The 20,592-nt window shown below is 70.8% G+C and carries 21 protein-coding genes; 11 read left to right on the top strand and 10 right to left on the bottom strand.

The window, feature by feature from the left end; genetic code table 11:
* The first annotated feature begins 2 nt into the window (after positions 1-2).
* On the top strand, positions 3-980 hold the full coding sequence (locus tag ABUL08_RS21130) for an aldo/keto reductase (RefSeq protein WP_350931680.1): 978 nt from the start codon (positions 3-5) through the stop codon (positions 978-980).
* On the opposite strand, the gene ABUL08_RS21125 is transcribed toward ABUL08_RS21130, so the two are convergent.
* From ABUL08_RS21125 to ABUL08_RS21115, 3 genes are all read right to left on the bottom strand, one after another.
* Positions 977-2,206, bottom strand: coding sequence for a PP2C family protein-serine/threonine phosphatase (locus ABUL08_RS21125; protein ID WP_350931679.1), 1,230 nt, complete (start codon positions 2,204-2,206; stop codon positions 977-979). The two genes, ABUL08_RS21130 and ABUL08_RS21125, sit on opposite strands and share 4 nt — an antisense overlap.
* A gap of 15 nt (positions 2,207-2,221) precedes the next feature.
* Positions 2,222-2,659, bottom strand: a complete 438-nt coding sequence (locus tag ABUL08_RS21120) for an ATP-binding protein (RefSeq protein ID WP_350931678.1) — start codon at positions 2,657-2,659, stop codon at positions 2,222-2,224.
* Positions 2,660-2,797: 138 nt separating this feature from the next.
* Complete coding sequence (locus ABUL08_RS21115; RefSeq protein ID WP_350931677.1) at positions 2,798-3,544, bottom strand: SAM-dependent methyltransferase; 747 nt, start codon at positions 3,542-3,544, stop codon at positions 2,798-2,800.
* A 277-nt stretch (positions 3,545-3,821) separates the two neighbouring features.
* Here ABUL08_RS21115 and ABUL08_RS21110 point away from each other — a divergent pair, with 277 nt between their 5' ends.
* The 6 genes from ABUL08_RS21110 (at position 3,822) to ABUL08_RS21085 (ending at position 10,894) form a co-directional block, all read left to right on the top strand.
* The gene (locus ABUL08_RS21110) at positions 3,822-4,856 is read left to right on the top strand and encodes an extracellular catalytic domain type 2 short-chain-length polyhydroxyalkanoate depolymerase (RefSeq protein WP_350931676.1); all 1,035 of its coding nucleotides are present in this window, start codon (positions 3,822-3,824) and stop codon (positions 4,854-4,856) included.
* A gap of 59 nt (positions 4,857-4,915) precedes the next feature.
* Positions 4,916-5,500 carry a hypothetical protein gene (locus ABUL08_RS21105; RefSeq protein ID WP_350931674.1) on the top strand — a complete coding sequence of 195 codons (585 nt, stop codon included), beginning with the start codon at positions 4,916-4,918 and terminating at the stop codon, positions 5,498-5,500.
* Positions 5,500-7,701, top strand: coding sequence for a bifunctional polysaccharide deacetylase/glycosyltransferase family 2 protein (locus ABUL08_RS21100; RefSeq protein WP_350931673.1), 2,202 nt, complete (start codon positions 5,500-5,502; stop codon positions 7,699-7,701). The genes ABUL08_RS21105 and ABUL08_RS21100 overlap by 1 nt, the downstream gene beginning before the upstream one ends.
* A gap of 178 nt (positions 7,702-7,879) precedes the next feature.
* Positions 7,880-8,998, top strand: coding sequence for an AI-2E family transporter (locus ABUL08_RS21095; RefSeq protein ID WP_350931672.1), 1,119 nt, complete (start codon positions 7,880-7,882; stop codon positions 8,996-8,998).
* 214 nt (positions 8,999-9,212) lie between these two features.
* Positions 9,213-10,013, top strand: a complete 801-nt coding sequence (locus ABUL08_RS21090) for a PRC and DUF2382 domain-containing protein (RefSeq protein WP_350931671.1) — start codon at positions 9,213-9,215, stop codon at positions 10,011-10,013.
* A 434-nt stretch (positions 10,014-10,447) separates the two neighbouring features.
* A complete protein-coding gene (locus ABUL08_RS21085; RefSeq protein ID WP_350931670.1) occupies positions 10,448-10,894 on the top strand; it encodes an ATP-binding protein in 447 nt (148 codons plus the stop codon).
* Positions 10,895-10,943: 49 nt separating this feature from the next.
* On the opposite strand, the gene ABUL08_RS21080 is transcribed toward ABUL08_RS21085, so the two are convergent.
* Positions 10,944-11,135, bottom strand: coding sequence for a hypothetical protein (locus ABUL08_RS21080; protein WP_350931669.1), 192 nt, complete (start codon positions 11,133-11,135; stop codon positions 10,944-10,946).
* A gap of 344 nt (positions 11,136-11,479) precedes the next feature.
* Here ABUL08_RS21080 and ABUL08_RS21075 point away from each other — a divergent pair, with 344 nt between their 5' ends.
* Positions 11,480-12,874, top strand: coding sequence for a glycoside hydrolase family 6 protein (locus ABUL08_RS21075; protein WP_350931668.1), 1,395 nt, complete (start codon positions 11,480-11,482; stop codon positions 12,872-12,874).
* 360 nt (positions 12,875-13,234) lie between these two features.
* On the opposite strand, the gene ABUL08_RS21070 is transcribed toward ABUL08_RS21075, so the two are convergent.
* From ABUL08_RS21070 to ABUL08_RS21060, 3 genes are read right to left on the bottom strand one after another with little or no spacing between them, the layout of a single operon-like run.
* On the bottom strand, positions 13,235-13,696 hold the full coding sequence (locus tag ABUL08_RS21070; RefSeq protein ID WP_350931667.1) for a GNAT family N-acetyltransferase: 462 nt from the start codon (positions 13,694-13,696) through the stop codon (positions 13,235-13,237).
* The gene (locus ABUL08_RS21065) at positions 13,693-14,991 is read right to left on the bottom strand and encodes an MFS transporter (protein WP_350931666.1); all 1,299 of its coding nucleotides are present in this window, start codon (positions 14,989-14,991) and stop codon (positions 13,693-13,695) included. The genes ABUL08_RS21070 and ABUL08_RS21065 overlap by 4 nt, the downstream gene beginning before the upstream one ends.
* A gap of 1 nt (position 14,992) precedes the next feature.
* Positions 14,993-15,451, bottom strand: a complete 459-nt coding sequence (locus ABUL08_RS21060; RefSeq protein ID WP_350931665.1) for a rhodanese-like domain-containing protein — start codon at positions 15,449-15,451, stop codon at positions 14,993-14,995.
* Between the two features lie 71 nt (positions 15,452-15,522).
* Here ABUL08_RS21060 and ABUL08_RS21055 point away from each other — a divergent pair, with 71 nt between their 5' ends.
* A complete protein-coding gene (locus ABUL08_RS21055; RefSeq protein ID WP_350931663.1) occupies positions 15,523-16,563 on the top strand; it encodes a helix-turn-helix domain-containing protein in 1,041 nt (346 codons plus the stop codon).
* 606 nt (positions 16,564-17,169) lie between these two features.
* On the opposite strand, the gene ABUL08_RS21050 is transcribed toward ABUL08_RS21055, so the two are convergent.
* The 3 genes from ABUL08_RS21050 to ABUL08_RS21040 are packed head-to-tail and all read right to left on the bottom strand — an operon-like array spanning position 17,170 to position 18,940.
* Complete coding sequence (locus ABUL08_RS21050; RefSeq protein ID WP_350931662.1) at positions 17,170-17,817, bottom strand: nucleotidyl transferase AbiEii/AbiGii toxin family protein; 648 nt, start codon at positions 17,815-17,817, stop codon at positions 17,170-17,172.
* A 2-nt stretch (positions 17,818-17,819) separates the two neighbouring features.
* Positions 17,820-18,371 carry a nucleotidyl transferase AbiEii/AbiGii toxin family protein gene (locus ABUL08_RS21045; RefSeq protein WP_350931661.1) on the bottom strand — a complete coding sequence of 184 codons (552 nt, stop codon included), beginning with the start codon at positions 18,369-18,371 and terminating at the stop codon, positions 17,820-17,822.
* 2 nt (positions 18,372-18,373) lie between these two features.
* Positions 18,374-18,940, bottom strand: coding sequence for a hypothetical protein (locus tag ABUL08_RS21040; protein WP_350931660.1), 567 nt, complete (start codon positions 18,938-18,940; stop codon positions 18,374-18,376).
* 166 nt (positions 18,941-19,106) lie between these two features.
* Between ABUL08_RS21040 and ABUL08_RS21035 the strand changes: the two genes are divergently transcribed.
* Entirely contained in the window at positions 19,107-19,736 is a 630-nt protein-coding gene (locus tag ABUL08_RS21035; RefSeq protein WP_350931659.1) for an RNA polymerase sigma factor, read from the top strand.
* The gene (locus ABUL08_RS21030; RefSeq protein ID WP_350931658.1) at positions 19,733-20,524 is read left to right on the top strand and encodes a hypothetical protein; all 792 of its coding nucleotides are present in this window, start codon (positions 19,733-19,735) and stop codon (positions 20,522-20,524) included. The genes ABUL08_RS21035 and ABUL08_RS21030 overlap by 4 nt, the downstream gene beginning before the upstream one ends.
* The last annotated feature ends 68 nt before the right edge of the window (positions 20,525-20,592 follow it).

Here is a 20,592-nt window from a genome sequence, read left to right as displayed (position 1 = left end):
ACATGGAGTACGTGAAGTTCGGGTCCACCGGCCTGGAGGTGTCCCGGCTCAGCCTGGGCTGCATGAGCTACGGCGACCCGGCCCGTGGCCCGCACCCCTGGTCGCTGCCGGAGGAGGAGAGCCGGCCGTTCATCAGGCAGGCGCTGGAGCTGGGGATCAACTTCTTCGACACGGCCAACGTCTACTCCGACGGCACCAGCGAGGAGATCGTCGGCCGGGCGCTGAAGGACTTCGCCCGCCGGGACGACGTGGTCATCGCGACGAAGGTGCACGGCCGGATGGGGGAGGGACCCAACCGGGGCGGGCTGTCCCGCAAGCACATCATGAGCGAGATCGACGCCAGCCTGCGCCGGCTGGGCACCGATCACGTCGACCTCTACCAGATCCACCGCCTCGACCCGGGTACCCCGATCGAGGAGACCCTGGAGGCGCTGCACGACCTGGTCCGCGCCGGAAAGGTCCGCTACCTCGGCGCCTCCTCGATGTACGCGTGGCAGTTCGCCCAGGCGCTCTGGACCGCCGAGCGGCACGGCTGGACCCGGTTCGTCTCCATGCAGAACCACTACAACCTGCTCTACCGCGAGGAGGAGCGGGAGATGCTGCCGCTCTGCGCCGACCAGGGGATCGCGGTGATCCCGTGGAGCCCGCTGGCCCGGGGACGGCTCACCCGGGACTGGGGGGAGCGCACCGAGCGGGCGGAGACCGACGAGTTCGGCCGGACCCTCTACGCGCGTACCGAGGAGGCCGACCGCGCGGTGGTCGACGCGGTGGCCCGGGTGGCGCGGGAGCGGGGCGTACCGCGGGCGCAGGTGGCGCTGGCCTGGGTGGCCCGCAACCCGGCGGTGACCGCGCCGATCGTGGGCGCGACGAAACCGCACCACCTGACCGACGCGGTGGCCGCGTTGGAGCTGGAGCTGACGGACGAGGAGGTGGCGGCGCTTTCGGCGCCGTACGTCCCGCACCCGGTGGCCGGCTTCTAGGCGAGCACCCCGGCGGGCGGTTCCGGCCCGGGTCCGGGCGGCCCCAGCCAGCGGACCAGCAGCACGGTGGCGTCGTCGGCGAGCTTGTCGTCCTGGTAGCCGAGGATGGCGTGCACCAGCCGCCGGCCGGTCTCCGGCAGCGGCAACTCGTCGGCGAGGGCGCGGACGGTGAAGTCGACCAGCCGGTCCATGCCGAACGGCTCGCCGTCGTCCGACCGCGCCTCGATGATCCCGTCGGTGTAGAAGACCAGGTCGTCGCCGGGCTCCAGGGACTCCTCGACCACCACGGGCGGGCGCTGGTCGCCGAGGGTGACCGGCAGCGCGGTGGGGGTGGGCAGCACGGTGGCGACCTTGCCCCGGCGGATCACCAGCCCGCTGGGGTGGCCGGCGGAGATCACCCGGAGCCGGCCGGTGCGCTGGTCGAGTTCGGCGAGCACGCCGGTGATCATGCCGCGCCGGTCGTGCTGCCGGACGGCGTCGTCGATGTGGTGGTAGGTGTCGACCAGGTCCATGCCGCTGCGGCGGGCGTTGCGGTAGGCGGCGAGGGCGAGGCTGGCGAGCATCACCGCCCGCATCCCGCCGGCCGAGCCGTGCCCGACGGCGTCGAAGAGCGCCAGATGTGCGATGTCGCCGTTGACCGCGTAGTCGAAGGCGTCGCCGCCGACGTCGTAGCTGGGCTCCAGGATGCCGCTGATGACCATGCTGCCGGTGGAGAAGGTCAGCGGCGGCAACTGGGCGCGGAGCATCTCGGCCGCCAGCCGCATCCGCGCCCGACGCCGGACCCGCTCCACCGTGTCGCTGTAGAGCGAGCGGGTGACCAGCAGTTCGGCGACCAGCGACGCCGCCGTCTCGTACGCCGCCACCCGCTCCGCCGGCACGGGCTCCGCCGCGAGCACCTCGATCACGCCGAGGCGTTCCATGCCGTCCAGCAGCGGCACCCAGAGCCGGCTGGCCGACGCGCCCTCCCCACCGCCGTCGCTCGGATACGAGCGCAGCATGGCGAATGTCCGCCCGGCGAGGGTGCCGTCCACGGTGAGCACCTCGCGCGGTGGGGTGTCCGGGCCGCGCATCGGCAGCAGTTCCCGCTGCTCGTGGTCCACCAGGTAAATGATCATGTCGGCCCCGCCCAGCCGCTCGGCGGCCCGCCGGGCCATCACCGGCAGGTCCTCCGGGCGCGCGTGGTGGGAGTGGCGCAGCAGGTCGTGCAGGGCTTCCCGTTCACTCATCCGGACCTCCCGGGGTCAGTCTGGCCGGCGGCGTGCGAAGGAGGCCCAGATGTTCTTGGTGGTGTCGGTGGCGTACCAGCCGACGGCGAGGGAGAGGGACTCGGCCAGTTGCAGCCCGCGACCGCCGGAGTCGAGGGCACCCGCGTCACCTGTCCGGGGCACCGTGGTCGTGTCGTGGTCGGCCACGTCGAGGATGAAGCAGTCGTCGCTGGCGAGCAGCGTGACGATGGTGGGCGGCCGGCCGTGCCGCAGCGCGTTGCTGGCCAGTTCGGTGGCGACCAGGGCGACCAGGCCGGGGACCTCGTCCAGTTCCTCGCCCTGCACCAGGCCGTGCCGGGTCAGCGACTCACTCAGGGACGCGCGCAGGCCACGCAGGTCCGCCGCGTCGGCCAACGTCCACGACTGGAGTTCGGCGGCCTGCGGCGGCGGCGGCGAGGTGCGGAGCTGTCCCATGATCCCGCTTTACCCTGTGTAGCGGCCCGTTAAGCAGCGTCCGGGCGGCCGGTGCTGTCACATGCGTCTCCGGCGAAGCGGGCGGCCCGGACAGGCGGGTACGGATCCCCACCCACCCGCCCGGGCCGCCGTGCCGGGTCAGCGGCGCAGCAGCGCGAACACTCCCCAACCCAGGTGTTCCCGTCGGTGCCGGACGTGTCGGAGCGGGTCCTCGGTCAACTCCCGCCGCAGCTGCGGCGCCAGCTCGTCGTCCGGGTTGGTGTCGAGCCAGCGGCGCAGGTTGAGCCAGTGCGCCGCCGCGTACCGGTCCCAGCTGTCCTGGTCGGCGAGGACCATCTCGACCAGGTCCCAGCCCTCGTCCTGGAAGAGCCGGACCAGGCCGGGCAGGTCGTGGAAGTCCTCCCGGGTCGTGGCGTGGCACCCCTCGACGGTCTCCTGGTCGGGCGGGTCGATGCGCCAGTAGGGCTCCCCGACGAGCAGCATCCCGCCGGGGCGCAGGCTGCGTTCCAGGATCTCCAGGGTGCCGGGGACACCCCCGCCGATCCAGGTGGCGCCGACGCAGGCGGCCACGTCGACCGGTTCGTCGCAGACGTACGCGGCGGCGTCGGCGTGCACGAAGCGGACCTGGTCGGCGACGCCGAGTTCGGCCGCGCGTTCCCGGGCGGCGGCGGTGAAGGCGGTGCTGAGGTCCACGCCGGTGCCGACGACACCGTGGTCGCGGGCCCAGGTGCAGAGCAGTTCGCCCTTGCCGCTGCACAGGTCGAGCAGCGACGAGCCGGGACGGAGCTTGACGGCCCGGCCGAGGGTGGCCAGCTTCGGCGCGTCGATCGGGTTGAGGATGCGGAGGTCGCCCTCGCGGATGACGAAGCTACGGGGCAGATCCATGTCGGTGACTCCTGACGGTGGAAGAGGGTGTGCGGGCGGTCTGTCGCTGGTCGGCGTGGATCAGCACAGCGGGCTGCGGCACAAAAACACCCTCTTCGGCGTCGCGGAGTGACGGAGTGGCCAGGCTAAGCCGCTCAAGATGGGCCACCAACCGGTTTTCGCCCACATGTCGGGCGGCCGGTTGGTGTCGGCCGTACGGATATCGGCTGTGGTCCATGTCACGTTAGCGTCGCCGCACGTCGGCCCGACCGGCCGGCAGCCGAGGACGGAGGGCCCCATGAGGACACCCTGGAAGACCGCCGCCGCCACCGTCGCCGCCCTGCTCACGGTGGCGCTGACCGGCACGCCGGCGCACGCGGCCGGCACGCCGTACACGAAGACCCCGGTCGCCGGCACACTCGGCACGTACCCGGTCTCCGCCGTCTACGTCGCCGGGGTCTCCTCCGGCGGCTACCTCGCCACCCAGCTCCAGGTCGCCTACTCGGCGCGGATCCGGGGTGCCGCGATCTTCGCCGCCGGCCCCTACTACTGCGCCCAGAACACCGTCACCCAGGCGCTCTACGGCTGCGGCGACAACCTCTACCCGACCTATCTGTCCAACCTGGAGGCCTACACCCGCACCTGGGCGTCGTACGGCTGGATCGACGGGGTCGGCAACCTGGCCGGCCAGCCCGTGTACGTCTACCACGGCGGCAGCGACGGCACGGTGAAGAAGTCCGTGACCGACGACCTGGTCCGCTACTACCGCGACTTCGGCGCCTCCGTGCAGTACGACGCCGGCAGCGCCGCCGGTCACGCCTGGGTCACCCCGTACGGGACGGTGGGCTGCACGGCGACCGCCTCGCCGTTCCTCAACGACTGCGGCACCGATCCGCAGGGCAGCTTCCTCACCCGGCTCCTCGGCGCGGTGCAGCCGCCGAACACCGGCCCGCTGGGCGGCACGCTGGTCCGGTTCAGTCAGGACACGTACGCGGTGAACGGCTGGGCGGCCGGTCTCAGCATGGACGCCAGCGGCTTCGCGTACGTCCCGGCCGCCTGCGCCGCCGGCACCACCTGCCGGCTGCTGGTCGCGCTGCACGGCTGCGCCCAGGGGTACGCGAAGGTCGGCACCGCCTTCGTCGACCGCGCCAACCTCAACCAGTACGCGGACACCAACCGACTGATCGTGCTCTATCCGCAGGCGACCGCCTCGGCGGCGAACCCGAACGGCTGCTGGGACTGGTGGGGATACCTCGGCGGGACGAACTATCCCATCAAGGGCGGCGCCCAGGTGGAAACCGTGATGAACATGGTCCGCCGCCTGGACGGCTGAACCGCCGCCTGACGGCACAGTCAGTGATCTTCGCAGCTCAGGGTTAGTGGATCGGCCCGGTGGGGGTACTTCTCCCCGTCGTGGAGAACATCAACGAGCGTTACGTCGGGCGCGTACCGCCGACCGGGCCGACCGTCGCCGACCGCGCGGTGGCGCCCGTGCGGGCACCGGCCCCGCCCGCCGGAGCCGTTCGCGGCGTCGCCGCTCCCGTCGGGCCCGCCGTCGGGGTCGCTCCGACCGGTCCGGCGGTCGCCCGAGGGGTGGCCGCCCCGGCCGGTCCGGCGGTCGTGGCCGCCCCGGCCGGTCCGGCGGTCGTGGCCGCCCCGCCCTCCCCGCCCGCGCCGGCCTTCGCCCGTGGCGTGGCCGCGCCGAGCGGCGCGCCGGGTCGTGCCACTGCGGCGGAGGCACCCGTGCGGCACGGTGGACCCGCCCCGGTGACGTCGTCCACCAGGAGCGGACCGGTCGACGGGGCGACCGCGCTGATCCAGCCCCCGGACGTGACGGCGGCCATCTTCGTGGACGGCTCCGGACGCCGGGGCCGGCTGCTGCGCCGCACCGTCTGGACGCTGGTCGCGCTCGCGCTGCTGCTCGTCGTCGCCTTCTGGATCGTCCAGGGACTCGACGCGTTCGGGCCGACGAGCTGATGGCCGTCTGGCGTGGCGGTCGACGGCTGGACGGCACCGACGAGATTGTGCCGCCGTCCCCACCGCCCGCCTCGGCCCAGCAGCGGCGGCAGCGCCGACGTAACCGCCGTCGGTGGGTGCTGGCGGCGGTGGCCACGTTCATCCTGCTGAACCTGCTCGCCGTCGGGGCGTACGCGAACTCGCGCTTCACCCCCGACCACCGGCGCGGCGGTCCGGTCGGCACCGGCGCGGTGCCGGCCGTGGTCCGGGACGGCGGGACGGTGGTCGACCCGCGCGGCGGCAAGCTGGACGCCCGGCGGATGCCGGCGCGGACCATCGCCCTGACCTTCGACGACGGTCCCGATCCGACGTGGACGCCGAGGGTGCTCGACGTGCTGAGCCGGCACCACGCGCCGGCCACCTTCTTCGTGGTGGGCTCCCAGGTCAGCCGGCATACCGAGCTGGCGAAGCGGATGACCCGCGAGGGCCACGAGCTGGGCATCCACACCTTCACCCACCCGCAGCTGGCGGACCTGCCGTCCTGGCGGCGCAAGCTGGAATACTCGCAGACCCGGGCCGCCATCGAGTACACCACCGGGGTCGACACCGCGCTGGCCCGCCTGCCGTACTCCAGCGGGGTGGACTCGCTGGACGACGCGAGCTGGCCGGTGGTCCGGGAGTCCGGCCGGTGGGGCTACGTGTCGGTCTTCAACGACACCGACAGCCAGGACTGGGCCCGCCCGGGCGTGGACGCGATCGTCCGCAACGCCACCCCGAAGGGGGACCGGGGCGCGGTCGTCCTGATGCACGACAGCGGCGGCGACCGGTCGCAGACCATCGCCGCGCTGGACCGGTTCATCCCGGAGATGCAGGCCCGCGGCTACCGCTTCACCACCGTCTCGCAGGGGCTCGGCGGGGCGGACGCCGCCACCGCCGCCCGTCCCGGCGTCGCCGACCAGGTCCGCGGCGGGCTGCTCGTCTGGGGCGTCCGGCTCGCCGACGGCACCGTGTACGCGCTGTGGCTGCTGCTCATCGTCGTCGGCCTGCTCACCCTGGCCCGCACCCTGCTGCTCTTCGGGTACGCGGTGGCGCACGCCCGTCGTCGTCGCGCCCCGACCTGGTCCTGGGGCGGCGAGGTGAACGAACCCGTGACGATCATCGTGCCGGCCTTCAACGAGCGGACCACCATCGCCGCCGCCGTGCGCTCGCTGGCCACCGGCACCCATCCCGGCATCGAGGTGCTGGTGGTGGACGACGAGTCCGACGACGGCACCGCCGACGTGGTGGAACGCCTCGGGCTGCCCAACGTACGGATCGCCCGGGTCCCCGGTGGCGGCAAGGCCGCCGCGCTCAACGCCGGGGTGGCGCTGGCCCGCAACGACCTGCTGGTCATGGTCGACGCCGACACCGTCGTCGACCCCGACGCGGTGCACCGCCTGGTGCAGCCCTTCGCGGACCCCCGGGTCGGCGCGGTCGCCGGCAACGTCAAGGTGGGCAACCGGCGGCGGCTGCTCGGCCGCTGGCAGCACATCGAGTACGTCATCGGGTTCAGTCTCGACCGGCGCCTCTACGACACGCTGCACTGCATGCCCACCATCCCCGGCGCCCTGGGCGCGTTCCGCCGCGAGGCGGTGCTGGCCGCCGGCGGACTCAGCCGCGCCACCCTCGCCGAGGACACCGACCTGACCATCGGCATCCACCGGGCCGGCTGGCGGGTCGTCTACGAGGAGTCCGCGGTCGCCGTCACCGAGGCGCCGAGCACGCTGCCGGAGCTGTGGCGGCAGCGCTACCGGTGGAGCTACGGCACCATGCAGGCGCTGTGGCGGCACCGCCGGGCGCTGGTCGAGCGGGGCCCGTCCGGCCGGTTCGGGCGGCGCGGGCTGCCGTTCATCGCGCTCTTCTCGGTGCTGCTGCCGCTGCTCGCCCCGGTCGTCGACATCTTCGCCGTCTACGGGCTGTTCTTCCTCGACCGCTACGAGACGGTGCTGGCCTGGCTGGCCGTCCTGGTGGTGCAGATCGTGACCGCGATCCTGGCGTTCCGCCTGGACCGGGAACCGCTGCGCCCGCTCTGGGCCCTCCCGCTCCAGCAGTTCCTCTACCGGCAGGTGATGTACCTGGTGCTGGTGCACTCGGTGATCACCGCGCTGAGCGGTGGCCGCCTCAAGTGGCAGAAGCTCCGCCGCACCGGTGAGGTCGCGCAGGCCCAGCCACAACCTGTGTGAGTCACCTGATCGGCGCCCGCGCCGTGGCTGCCGCCCGACGCGCGTCCGCCGGCAGCCACTGGCCGCCGCGACCAGCAGGGCGGCCAGGGCGGATCGCGCGGCCACGGTAGGCCGGGACGGGACCGGGCGCTGGCGGCCGCCCCGGTTCAGCGGTACCGGCCGGGGTAGGGACCGGGGAATGAGTAGTCCCGACACCGGCGTGGTGGCGCGCCGCACCCTCGTGGTCATCGGTCTCGTCCTCGCCACCTTCCTGCTCCTGTTCCTGGCGTACGAGACCCGGCAGGTGCTGACCTGGATCGTCATCTCGGTCTTCTTCGCCGTCGCCCTCCACCCGGCGGTGACCTGGACCCAGCGCCGGGTCACCTGGTGCAAACGGTGGCTGGCCACCCTGCTGGTGTTCCTGCTGGTCTTCGGCCTGCTGGCCGGGCTGGTCACCCTCTTCGTGCTGCCGCTGGTCCGCGAGGGCGGCCAGGTCGTCACCGACTTCCCGAAGATCGTCGAGGACGCCCGCGCCGGGCGTGGCCCGGTCGGCCACCTCATCGAACGCTTCCACCTGCTGGAGTACGCGCAGAACAACTCCACCCGGATCCGGGCCTACGCGTCGGGCCTCGGCGCGCAGAGCCTGGTGGTGCTCCGGGCCGCCGCGACCACCGTGGCCGGGGTGCTGACCATCTTCGTGCTGTCGTACCTGATGGTGCTGGAGGCGCCGAAGATCCTCGACGGCGTGCTGGCCCTCTTCGACGACCGGCGCGCCGAGCACATCCGTCGGGTCGGGCACGACTGCGCCAAGACGGTCACCGGCTACCTCACCGGCAACCTGCTGATCAGCCTGATCTGCGGCGTGCTCACCTACGCGGTGCTGGCGATCCTCGGCGTCCCGTACGCCAGCCTGATCGCCCTCTTCGTGGGCATCGCGGACCTGATCCCGCTGGTCGGCGCGACGCTGGGGGCGGTGGTGGCCACGTTGGCCGCCTTCACCGAGTCGACCACGGCCGGCATCGTGGTGATCGTCTTCTTCCTGGTCTACCAGCAGTTGGAGAACCACCTCCTCCAGCCGGTGATCTTCGCCCGTACGGTCCGGCTGAATCCGCTGACCGTTTTGATCGCGATCCTGGTCGCCGTCGAGCTGGCCGGCATCCTGGGCGCCCTGCTGGCCATCCCGGTCGCCGGCATCATCCAGATCCTCGTCCGCGACATCTGGGACACCCGGCGTGGCGAGCTCAAGCGGGAGCCGACCGTCGGTGAGGAGCGCACTCCGGTCGACGACGCAGCTGGTCCGGCCCGGGTGGCGGGCTGAGTTCCGGGTCAGTTTTCGGGCGGCTGTCTCCGTGCGGTGTCCGGTCCCGCTCATGGGACTCGCGGAGGTCCGTCATGGCATTGCGGTCCACTGACCGCTTTTGTTCAATCCGCTCTTCCCTCCCTTCAGGAGGGAGCCAGAAAATTGCGGATGCGTTGGTTTTCCTCGCCCCCGACGGGTACTGAATTGTCACCGACGAAAGGAGAGCGAAGACATGATTGGCCAGGAGCACGCAACCACCGTCATCGGACGCGACGTGTACGACAACGACGGCGACAAGATCGGCACCGTGGGCCAGGTCTGGGCCGACGGCGTCGGCCAGCCGGCGTGGGCGAGTGTCCGCACCGGACTGTTCGGGATGAACGAGTCCCTGGTGCCGCTGGAGACCGCCGAGCTTGACGGCGACCGGCTGACCGTGCCGTTCGACAAGGCCCGGGTGAAGGACGCCCCGAACGTCGACGTCTCCCACGACGAGCCGCTGAGCAGCGAGGAAGTTGCCCAGCTCTACCGGCACTACGGCCTGAGCTGGGACGAGTCGTACCGGGGTGACCGGTCCGGGGGGACCGCCGGCTCCTACGCCGACTCCTCCTACGAGTCGAGCGCCGGGCACGACACCTCCGGCCCGAACACCGACGACGCGATGACCCGTTCCGAGGAGCGGCTGAACGTCGGCACCGAGCGCGAGCAGGCCGGCAAGGCCCGGCTGCGCAAGTACGTGGTGACCGAGCAGCAGCAGGTCACCGTGCCGGTCCAGCGCGAAGAGGTACGCCTGGAGCGCGAGCCGATCACCGACGCCAACGTCGGCAGGGCGATGGACGGCCCGGCGATCAGCGAGGAGGAGCACGAGGTCACGCTGCACGCCGAGCGGCCCGTGGTCGAGAAGGAGGCCGTCCCGGTCGAGCGGGTGCGGCTGGGCAAGGAGACCGTCACCGACACCGAGACCGTCGGCGGTGAGGTCCGCAAGGAGCGCATCGAGGCCGACCTGCCGGACGAGGGCCGCCGCGAGGTGCGCTGAGGTCACGACGAATGTGGTGCCGCCCCCTGTGTGGAAACGGGGCGGCACCACATTTCTCGCGCCTTTTCGGGGCGGGTGCAATTACCATTCCCCGGCATCTTGTGGCGTTTTCCGGTTGGCGTGACGGCGTCGAGGAATTGCACTCCCGAAAGGGGCTGATGCGGGGAGTGGCCGCAGACTGCCCGACGCGACGCCGCGGTGGGTCCGGGCGGAGTGGCGGTTCGGGCGCTCGCCGTACCCGGTCCGTCGTCGACCGCTACCGGCCGGTGCCGCCCGTCGCGGGCGGCCGTTCCCGCCGGTGTCGTGGATGGTTGTCACTGCGCAACGGTCGCGGACCGGCTGGACCTGAGTAACCTGCGAGCGTGACCGATGACGCTGCGACCTCCGACTCCGGTCATCCGGCGCCGGTAGATGTCGCCGGCATGGTGCCACTCATGTCACAGGAGTTCACCGCCGCCACGGTCACCGCCCTCCGCCACGCCCTCCACGCATGCGTCACGGCGGTGGGACTGACGGGGGACGTGGGCTACGACTTCGTCCTCGCCGTGCACGAACTCGTCACCAACGCGGTACGCCACGGCGGCGGCCAGGGACGTCTCGACCTGCGCCGCCAGGACGACGTCCTGATCTGTGAGATCACCGACGAGGGTGCGGCCGGCGGCAGCCTGCCGGTGCGACTGCCTGCGGTCGACATCGCCGGCGGGCGCGGACTCTGGCTGGCCCACCAGCTGACCGAAGGGCTCATCCTCACCCGACGCCTCAGTGGAGTCACCGCCACCGTCACCGTGTGCCTGGAGCCGGTCGACAATGGCGACGCTTCCGCACCCCCCGCGTCCCGCCACGACGAGCACCACCGCGGCGCGGAGGACGCCCAGGACTGACCGGCCGGGCAGAGCGGGCCGGCGGTGGGAAGTGCGGGTGCGTGTCAGGTCAGTGGCGCTGCTCCGCGTCGTCGTGCGCCGCCAGCCCGCGGGACTGGCCGACCGGCTCGACCGCGAAGGGGTGCCGCAGCCGCCGCATCGCCTCCTCGCCGCCGTCGAAGGTCAGGCCCGGGCCGTCGGGCCCGTCGGTGGTCGGCATGGCGAGGAACAACGCCGATCGATCAATACCGTTCGATGTCATGCGGGAGTCCTAGGGTTCTGCGGAGGAGTGGATCAGGGCGCGGTCGGGTGGACCCGCGCAACACGAGCCGGCGTGCTCGTGACGACACCCGGAGATGTCCCGCTTGGCGGTCGACCGCCCGGCGACACCGGCCCCCGCACCATACCCGCCGTCGCGGCCAGTCATGCGCCACTGTTGCCACCGGGTCGGGAGCGGGCCGGACCTTCAGGTGGGCGGGCCGGTCCAGCCGCCGGCTGGCGACGTGGATGAGTCGTCGGCTCTTGGCAGCGGCGTGCGCCTCCGCTACCGTCTGGGAACGCTCCCACAAAATTAGAAACATCTATGTGATCAGGAGGCAACACGTCGTGGCTACCCTCACCTCGCTGCGCCGCCGATCGGCGGCCATCGGTACGGCCGCCGTCGCGGTCGCCACCGCCGCCGGCGTCAGCCTCGCCGTCGGCAGCGCGTCCGCCGGTACGGTCTCCGGCTCGCTCTACCGCGACCCGAGTTCGGCCGTCGTCCGCTGGGTGGCCGCCAATCCCGGCGACCCGCGTACCACCGTCATCCGGGACAAGATCGCGAGTCAGCCGCAGGCCCGCTGGTTCGCCAACTTCAACCCGTCCACCGTGCAGTCCGAGGTCTCCGGGTACATCGGCGCCGCCAACGCGGCGCAGCAGATCCCGGTCCTGTCGGTGTACGAGATCACCAACCGGGACTGCGGCGGGGCCAGCGCCGGTGGGGCTCCGGACCTCAACCAGTACCAGACGTGGGTGTCCAACTTCGCCAGGGGACTGGGCAACCAGACCGTGATGATCATTCTGGAGACCGACGCGCTCGCCCTGCAGACCTGTCTGAGCAGCGGTGAGATCAGCGCACGCGACCAGGCGATCGCGACGGCCACCCGGACCATCAAGTCGGCCAACCCCAACGCCAAGGTCTATCTCGACGGCGGCCACTCCACCTGGAACAGCGCCAACGAGACGGCCAACCGGCTCCGGGCGGCCGGGGTGCAGTACGCCGACGGCTTCTTCACCGACGTGTCCAACTTCAACGCCACCTCCGGCGAGGCGAACTTCGGCCGGGCGGTCATCTCCGCCCTCAACGGCATGGGCATCCCGGGCAAGCGCCAGGTCATCGACACCAGCCGCAACGGGGGCGCCAGCGGGGACTGGTGCGCCGACGACAACACCGACCGGCGCATCGGGCTGTACCCGACGACGAACACCGGCGACAGCAACATCGACGCGTACCTCTGGGTGAAGCCGCCGGGGGAGGCGGACGGCTGCCGCTACACCGCCGGTTCGTTCCAGCCGGACCTGGCCTACAGCCTGGCCAACGGCGCGCCCAACCCGCCCACCACGCCGCCGACGACCACCGCCCCGCCCACCACCGCTCCCCCGACCACGACCCCGCCGACCACCACGCCGCCGACCACGGCTCCCCCCACCACCACGCCGCCGCCGGCGGGTAACGGCTGCTCCGCGTCGGTGGCGGTCAACCAGTGGAACGGCGGCTTCACCGCGAGCGTCAACGTCACCGCCGGCTCCGCGGACATCAACGCCTGGACCGTGACCCTCACGCTGCCCGGCGGTGCCGCGATCACCGGCACCTGGAGCGCACAGGCCAGCGGCGCCAGCGGGACCGTACGGTTCACCAACGTCAGCTACAACGGACACGTCGGCGCGGGGCAGACGACGAACTTCGGCTTCCAGGGCACCGGCACCGGCCCTGGCGCGACCGCCACCTGCGTGGCCGGCTGATCCCACCGGGTGTCGCGGCCCGGCGCGGAGGACACTCTCCGCGCCGGGCCGGGAGCCCGGGGAGCATGGGTGAACGTGGGCGACTCCCTGCCACCCGGGGCGGAGCCCAGGTCGCTAGACTGGGCCCTCGCGCCCTCGTAGCTCAGGGGATAGGGAATCGGTTTCCCAACTCGCTGCTCTGCCTGTTTCTGCAGGCAGTTGACCTGCGGCCTTCCTATCTCGTGTCTCGTGTACTGGACGCATCGGCCTGTTGCTGTGCTCGCTTGGTGAAGATCAGCAGGCAGGGTGTGGGCGCTGGGTGATCCTGATTCGAGCCGCTGTGCGTCTTGCGGCCATCGACGGTCCACCTTCGCAGCAACGTCAGGCTGTCAGCGGTGGGTCCGTCTGCAGCAGATAGCGACGCTTAGCTGATGAGGTGGCGCCCAGCCTGTCGTACAAGCGAATCGCGTCTGCATTCCATGCTGGTGTCTGCCACTGGATCTCGCTGACCCCAAGGTCACGCGCCTGTGTGACGGCGGCGCCCATCAGCGACCGGCCCACGCCGAGGCCTCGATGGTCCTCGTCGACATAGAGGCAGTCCAGGTGGGCGTACTCCCGTCCGCACCAGGTGGAGAATTCCAGGGTCATCGTGAGGTATGCGATCACGGTGTCCTGTTGCGTCGCGACCAGGCACCAGAGCCGTGGGTGAGGTGCGGCGATCGCCTCGGCCAACAGTTCAGTCAGGTTGCCCGGCACGGGAGGCGCCTGTTCGTAGGCGGCGTGCGCGGCGCACAGTCGGGCCACTTCGACGAGATCGCCAAGGACCGCCGGTCGGATGATCATATCGGCTGATTCATGGTAGGGATCGGCGACGATACCCGGGCCAATCGCCGGGCTTGGAGCAGAGAGCGGTCGAGCAGAGGAATCATGCAGAGCGCGGCTGCGCCTGCGGCGGTGAGCATCGCGGCGCGGAGACCGAACACGGTGCCGACGCCGCCGGCGATGACCGACCCGATAGGCAGCGCTCCCCAGGTCACGAAGCGGTGAACCGCGGTGGCCCGGGTGGCCAGTTCCGGCGGGGTGACGAGGTGGCGGATGGTGAGGGCGTTGACGGCGAAGGTGCCTTGGCCGATGCCGTTGACCAGGGTTCCGGCGGCAAGTAGCGCGACGGACAGGCGACCGTGGGCGGCTGCGCCGATGGCCAGGCCCAGGACCGAGGGCACTCCGGCGATGAGCAGAGACGGCCCGATGCCGAATCGGTTGGCGAGCCATCGGGCGCCCATGCTCCCTATCGGAAAGCCCACGCCGCCGAGTGCGAGGGCGACGCCGAGCAGCCAGGGGTCCATGCCCAGCTGCCGGACCGCGAACACCGCGAGCAGCGAGTCATACATCGCGACGCCGAGGTTGTAGAGCGCGCCACACATCATGATCGGTCGGAGAAGGGAGTGGTTAGTGACAAACCGCAACCCTTCGCGAACCTCGTGCCACAACGAGGGCTGGGTCGCCCGAATGGTTGGTGCCGGTTCCCGATGTCGGATCGCGACGAGGGTCACCACGCTGAGCAGGTAGCTGACGGCGTCGGCGAGCAGAGCCCGTGCCGCGCCGAGGAGGCTGATGATGGCGCCAGCCAGTCCCGGACCGATCAGGAGCGCGGTGGACTCGGAGAAGGACAGTCGGGTGTTGGCGGCGTGCAGTTGTTGGTCGTCGGAGATCAACGTCGGCGTGTAGGACTGGTACGCCACCTGGAAGAAGACCATGGCGACGCCGGTGACCATGGCGACGAGCAGCAGGTGCGGCAGGGTCAGCACGCCGAGCGAAACGGCGACCGGTAGGGAGAGGACTGCCAGCGCGCGCGTCAGGTCTGCGCTGAGCATGGCGCGACGCATACCCAGTCGCGCCACCCAGACCCCGGCGGGCAGACCGATCAGCAGGAACGGCAGTTTCGCAACCGCGCCGAGCCCGGCGACCTGGAAGGTGCTGGCGTGCAGTTCCTCAACCGCGGCGAGAGGCAGGGCGAGGAGGAAGACCTGGTCGCCCATCAGGCTGATGCTCTGCCCGCCCCACAGCAGGCGGAAGTCCCGCCAGCCTCGTCGACTGTCCGGCTCGGCGGGCCGGTCGGTGATCTGGCCGGTGGTCATCTCAGCAGCCGCACGAGAGGTTGGTCGCGGGGGCGGTCAGGTCGTCGGCCGGACGTCGGATGAGCCCGGCTCCGGCGGTCTGCACCGGGAGGCCCTCACGGACCCAGTACTCGTAGCCGCCGATCATCTCCTTGACCGGGTAGCCGAGCCGGGCGAACTCCAATGCCGCCCGGGTGGCACCGTTGCAGCCGGGTCCCCAGCAGTAGGTCACCACCGGGGTGCCGGGCGGGATGAGTTCCTCCGCCCGCGCCGCGATCTCGGCTGTCGGTAGATGGGTGGCACCCGGAAGGTGCCCCTGCTGCCAGGCCGCTTCGTTGCGGGAATCGACCGCCAGCACGTCCACGCCGGCCGTCAGGTCGGCGTGGACGTCGCTGACGTCGGTCTCGAAGGACAGTCGTGCGGCAAAGTGGGCAGCGGCCGCTGCCGGCGACGCCGGCGGGACGGAGAAGGACCTTGACATGCCAGAGAGCATGCTCGCCGCCGGCACCGGCGGACAGTGGCAGGAATGCCATTGTCCGCTAAGATCTCGCCATGGCGACCGCACGCCCCGCTCGGCACACGGTGTCCGTGCTGGCCTATCCCGGCATGTCGGTCTTCGAAACCGGCATCGTGACCGAGGTGTTCGGGCTGCCCCGCCCCGAGTTCGACCGCGCCTGGTACGACGTCACCCTCTGCGCCGAGCAGCCCGGCCCGGTACCCGTGATCGGCGGGGCCAGCCTGCACACACCGCACGGCCTGGACGCCTTCGCCCGAGCCTCCACGGTGATCGTGCCCGGAGTGTCGGACGTCACCGCCGGCCTCTCACCCGACGTCGCCGCCGCGCTCCAGCTGGCGCACCAGCGCGGTGCCCGCGTCATGTCGATCTGTTCAGGAGCGTTCGCCCTGGCGGCTGCGGGACTGCTGGACGGTCGCCGTGCCACCACCCATTGGCGCTACGCCGACCTGCTGCGCCGCCGTTTCCCTGCTGTCGAAGTCGACCCCGACGTCCTGTACATCGACCTCGGGGACGTCCTCACCAGCGCAGGCAGCGCGGCCGGACTCGACCTGTGTCTGCACGTCATCCGGCAGGATCACGGCGCGACGATCGCCAACGCCGTCGCCCGTCGGCTGGTGACCCAACCGCATCGCGACGGCGGCCAGGCCCAGTTCATCGAGGCGCCAATGAACACCATCGCCGACGATGACGCGGTGGCACGCAGTTTGGACTGGGCGTTGGCACGCCTCGATCAACCCATCACCGTCGAGACTCTCGCCGACTGCGCCCGGATGTCTCCGCGCACCTACCTGCGGCACTTCGCCCGCGCCACCGGCACCAGCCCGATCCGCTGGCTGATCAACCAACGGGTGCAGGCCAGCCTCGCCCTGCTGGAGACCATGGATGCGTCGATCGAACAGATCGGCAGAGCGGTGGGCTTCGACTCCCCGATCACCTACCGTCACCACTTCAGCCGGGCCATGCGTACGTCCCCAGCGGCATACCGTCGAGCATTCCGTACCGACGGGACCTCCGCGTCTCGAACAGGCGCGCCGGCGAGTGGATCGACGGCCAGGCGTGTCGGTCGGGTGAGCTGACCACCCCTCGTGCTGTGACCTCGAACTTTCTGTGTCGGGGTCAGGTTGCGCGGGCGGCGGGTTGGCCCCGGCAGCGCTGCCGTTCGTTGCGCTGATCTTTGACCAGCTTGGCTCAGTCGCTGGACTGCACGTCTTCCTGCGAAAGTCGCGGCGACTGGCCTAACGGGCGGTCACGTCATGATCTTGCGTGATGTGCTCGACGTGTGCTCTCCAGCGGATGCCAATCCGGGTCAACCGGTGCCAACGCGGGTCACCGCGGCCGACCGCCGGTCGCAAATCGGGGTTCGTGTGCTCCGGGTGTGGTCCTGGGTTGGGAGAACGGCGGTCCGGGTGACGTGGGCGAACGTGGGCCACTCCCTGCCACCCCAGATGAACCCCTAGGTCGCTAGACTAGGCCCTCGCGCCCTCGTAGCTCAGGGGATAGAGCATCGGTTTCCTAACCCGACGGTCCGCTGGCCTCCACAGGCCGATGACCTGCCGCTTTCCTGCCGTCCCCCGTTTCGTGCCGGTCGCTTCGCGGGCTCGCTGCGATCGCTTGCCGAAGATCAGCTGGAACGTTTCGGGCGTTGCGTGTGCAGCTCAACGGTGCCGCGAGTCGGGGCCGAGTCACCCTTTCTGGTCGTCGAGTAGTTCGTGGCGCCACTCCGCGAATCGGCTGCGGAGATTGTCCAGCGCTGGGCCGGTGACGCCGTATTGGGCGAAATCGTCGGAGTCGAGTTGGGCGGCTTGTCCGAGGGCGTCGGCGAAGATGCGCGGGTCGAAGCCGCGGTCGGCGCGCTGCGCGAGGGCGAGAAGGGTGTGGCGGGTGTAGCGGCTGGATCGGAGGGTGGCGTCGATGTCGATGAAGTCCCGGGCGAACGCCCGTCCGTAGAGGGCGCTCATCTTGTTCGCGACCGCGTCGTCGGGGTGGAGTACCGGTCCGATCGCCATGAGGATTGGGTCGTTGGCGCGCCAGTCCACGCCGAGTTCGACCTTGGCAACCCGCGCGCCGTCGGTGACTGCGAGCCGGGCGAAGGTGTCGTACTGCCGCTCGGTCTCGACGGTGAGGCCGTCGTCTCGGTAGGCGTGCACGACGGCGGTGACTGCGGCGGTGAATTCGTCGCGGCGGTCCCAGGCGGTGAACAGGTCGACGTCCTCGCTCGGCCGCTCCAGAAGCCCGGCGGCCTGGACCGCGTAACCGCCGGCCAGAGCGAAGCCGTATCGGTCGGCCGCCGCCAGCCCGGTGCGGGCGAGGCGTTCGTGGAAGGGGTCCATCGTTATGCCGCAGTGCTGCGGGTGGCGGCGAGTTCGGGGAAGGCGAAGATGCGCGGGTCGAAGCCGCGGTCGGCGCGCTGCGCGAGGGTGAGGAGGGCGTCGCGGGTGTAGCGGCCGGATCGGAGGGTGGCGTCGATGTCGATGAAGTCCCGGGCGAACGCCCGCCCGTAGAGGGCGCTCATCTTGTTCGCGACCGCGTCGTCGGGGTGAAGTACCGGTCCGATCGCCATGAGGATCGGTTCGTTGGCACGCCAGTCCACGCCGAGTTCGACCTTGGAAACCCGCGCGCCATCGGTGACGGCCAGGCGGGCGAAGGTGTCGTACTGCCGCTCGGTCTCGACGGTCAGGCCGTCGTCCCGGTAGGCGTGCACGACGGCGGCGACTGCGGCGGTGAATTCGTCGCGGCGGTCCCAGGCGGTGAACAGGTCGACGTCCTCGCTGGGGCGCTCCAGGAGTCCGGCGGCCTGGACCGCGTAGCCGCCGGCCAGCGCGAAGCCGTATCTATCGGCGGCCCTGAGCCCGGTGCGGGCGAGTCGTTCGTGGAAGGGGTCCACCGCTATGCCGCGGTGCTGCGGGTGGCGGCGAGTTCGGGGAAGGCTTGCTCCCAGCGTTGGCGGAGTTGGGGTGGCAGCCAGAGGGTGGGCCAGAGCCGTCGGAGGAGGTCGGCGTCGAGCCAGGTGTTGAGATCCTCGACGGTGCTGGCTTCGGTGAGTACCACCTTGTACATGCTGGCCAGGCGTGCGGGCCGGTTCAGGTCGTACTCGGCGTGCCCGGACCAGTCGAGGTGACGCGGAAGCGTCACCGTGCCTTCGGTCGGTCCGTGCAGTGCGGCCAGGGTTTCGGCCACCACGTAGGGCTTCCGGTCTCCGTAGGGCCGGTAGTCCGCAGGCGGCTGGGGCGAGGTCCTGCGCCGGCTGATGTTGGTCGCCCGCCGGACTTCCGGTCGGAGCGCCTGACGGATCGTCTCCCGGCTGTACCCGGTAACCCGCTGCAGATCCACCGGCCGCCACCCGGCCGCGTGAAACGCCCGCAGCTGCTCGTCCCGCTCGGTCAACGCCTGCGCCCGCGTCGCCTCGTACCTGGAGACAACCGCCTGTAGCTCATCCTCGGAGAACCGGCCCATGCCGCCAGTCTACTACGCTAGGCCAAGCATGCTTGGCCTCTCGCGGCACCCAATGTTGTCGGTGTCATGAACTTGAGCCGGCTGTGGCGAGCATGCTGCATTGGGCTGGTTCAGATGTAGTGCTACCGGAAGTGGAACCTGACGGGCGCAACGGTCATAGGAGGGTGTGAGCGAGACGGCGGACATGATCCGGGCCGACGACGGCGAGCTGTGGCAGAGAGCGCGCCAGGGGGAGGCCGAGTGCTTCGGTGTTCTCTTTGACCGGCACAGCGGGGCCGTCCGGGAATTCTGTGCCCGCCGGACCGGCTCGATCGACGCCGCCGATGACCTGGTCTCCATCGTGTTCCTGGAAGCGTGGCGTCGGCGGGGTGAGGTCGAGCTGGTCGATGGCAATGCGCTCCCGTGGTTGTACGGGATCGCTCGCCGGACGATTCAGCATCGCTGGCGGACCGCGGTGCGGCATCGACGGGCGCTGGAACGGCTGGCTCCCGCTTCGGCCACGCCCGACCACGCCGAGGAGGTCGCCGGCCGGCTCGACGACGAGCGACACCTGGCCCGATTACGGGCGGCCCTCGAGCGACTGAGGCCGCCCGACCGCGATGTGTTGCTGCTCTGTGTCTGGCAGGGCCTGACATATGCCGAGGCGGCAGTAGCGCTCGGCGTACCGGTGGGCACCGTCCGATCACGGTTGTCGCGGGCCCGGTCCCGGCTCGACGCCGAGACAAGCTCATTCGAAATTGTCGATCCCGCGACCTGCCCAGTCGCCACCCCCACACAGCGACAGGAGATGTCATGACTGAGCTGCGATCCCGCCTGGATCCACAGCGCCAGACCGACGTTCGGCGAATGCTGGTTGCTCAGGCCTCGCGTGGGGCTGCGCCGATTCGGAACCGCCGTATAGCCGTAGCCGGTGGCCTCACTGTCCTGACCGCGGCAGTCGGCTTCATCGCGCTCGCGGTCGACCCTGAGCCACCGCAGCAGAATTATGCCGCTTGGACGCCCGTCCCGCAGGCCGCTCCACCACTGACCGCCTCGGATGAAGACATCGAGGGCTGGGCGTCGAAATGCAGCGACCTTGGCGTCGGCGGGGTGGGCGTCGGAGGTGTCCCGGCGCGCCGGGAGGCGGCGGACCGACGGGAGGTGCTGGTCGATCGACGCGGCGGTTTCACCTTCTGCGTCGATGTCTCTATGGGTAGCGGCACCTCCAAGGATCCCTTGATCGCCCTGTCCGGTCTGAAGGCCGACGGGCGCAACGGGCTGAACCTGATGGCGGCCACCGTCTCCGACAAGCGATTCACCAAGCCGCGAGACAGTGCCGTGCTGGTGCTCGGCGGCGTTCTTGAGAAGCCGCCAGAGGGCGGCATTCAAGCCTTCCAGATGTTCGGCCTGAGCGGTGCCGCAGTGACTGGCGTCGACGTGGTACTGGCGAATGGACTTCGAGTGAGCGCCACGCTGAGGAACGGCATCTGGGGTGTGTGGTGGCCCAGCGAGCGTGGCGAGTTCGCCGGCAGCAAGCTGCATGTGCGCACTGCCGCAGGCGTCACGTTCGTCGACCCGCACACCGTCCGGCTACCAATCCAATGATCAGAGGTGCGCGAACCTTCGGACCGGCTCGGGCCTGGGTTGGTCGTAACTTGCGGATCAGCCCGGCG

This window comes from Micromonospora sp. CCTCC AA 2012012 (assembly GCF_040499845.1).
GTDB lineage: Bacteria > Actinomycetota > Actinomycetes > Mycobacteriales > Micromonosporaceae > Micromonospora > Micromonospora mangrovi.
Note: the sequence above shows the minus strand (reverse complement) of the source record. Positions and strands in the feature narration are given on the sequence as shown.

Coding starts and splice junctions, on each gene's coding strand:
- ABUL08_RS21030 (WP_350931658.1), top strand. CDS start 19,733: ATGACTGAGCTGCGATCCCGCCTGGATCCACAGCGCCAGACCGACGTT.
- ABUL08_RS21080 (WP_350931669.1), bottom strand. CDS start 11,135: ATGACATCGAACGGTATTGATCGATCGGCGTTGTTCCTCGCCATGCCG.
- ABUL08_RS21120 (WP_350931678.1), bottom strand. CDS start 2,659: ATGGGACAGCTCCGCACCTCGCCGCCGCCGCCGCAGGCCGCCGAACTC.
- ABUL08_RS21090 (WP_350931671.1), top strand. CDS start 9,213: ATGATTGGCCAGGAGCACGCAACCACCGTCATCGGACGCGACGTGTAC.
- ABUL08_RS21060 (WP_350931665.1), bottom strand. CDS start 15,451: ATGTCAAGGTCCTTCTCCGTCCCGCCGGCGTCGCCGGCAGCGGCCGCT.
- ABUL08_RS21095 (WP_350931672.1), top strand. CDS start 7,880: ATGAGTAGTCCCGACACCGGCGTGGTGGCGCGCCGCACCCTCGTGGTC.
- ABUL08_RS21070 (WP_350931667.1), bottom strand. CDS start 13,696: ATGATCATCCGACCGGCGGTCCTTGGCGATCTCGTCGAAGTGGCCCGA.
- ABUL08_RS21130 (WP_350931680.1), top strand. CDS start 3: ATGGAGTACGTGAAGTTCGGGTCCACCGGCCTGGAGGTGTCCCGGCTC.
- ABUL08_RS21125 (WP_350931679.1), bottom strand. CDS start 2,206: ATGAGTGAACGGGAAGCCCTGCACGACCTGCTGCGCCACTCCCACCAC.
- ABUL08_RS21040 (WP_350931660.1), bottom strand. CDS start 18,940: ATGGGCCGGTTCTCCGAGGATGAGCTACAGGCGGTTGTCTCCAGGTAC.
- ABUL08_RS21055 (WP_350931663.1), top strand. CDS start 15,523: ATGGCGACCGCACGCCCCGCTCGGCACACGGTGTCCGTGCTGGCCTAT.
- ABUL08_RS21065 (WP_350931666.1), bottom strand. CDS start 14,991: ATGACCACCGGCCAGATCACCGACCGGCCCGCCGAGCCGGACAGTCGA.
- ABUL08_RS21115 (WP_350931677.1), bottom strand. CDS start 3,544: ATGGATCTGCCCCGTAGCTTCGTCATCCGCGAGGGCGACCTCCGCATC.
- ABUL08_RS21100 (WP_350931673.1), top strand. CDS start 5,500: ATGGCCGTCTGGCGTGGCGGTCGACGGCTGGACGGCACCGACGAGATT.
- ABUL08_RS21050 (WP_350931662.1), bottom strand. CDS start 17,817: ATGGACCCCTTCCACGAACGCCTCGCCCGCACCGGGCTGGCGGCGGCC.
- ABUL08_RS21085 (WP_350931670.1), top strand. CDS start 10,448: ATGTCACAGGAGTTCACCGCCGCCACGGTCACCGCCCTCCGCCACGCC.
- ABUL08_RS21110 (WP_350931676.1), top strand. CDS start 3,822: ATGAGGACACCCTGGAAGACCGCCGCCGCCACCGTCGCCGCCCTGCTC.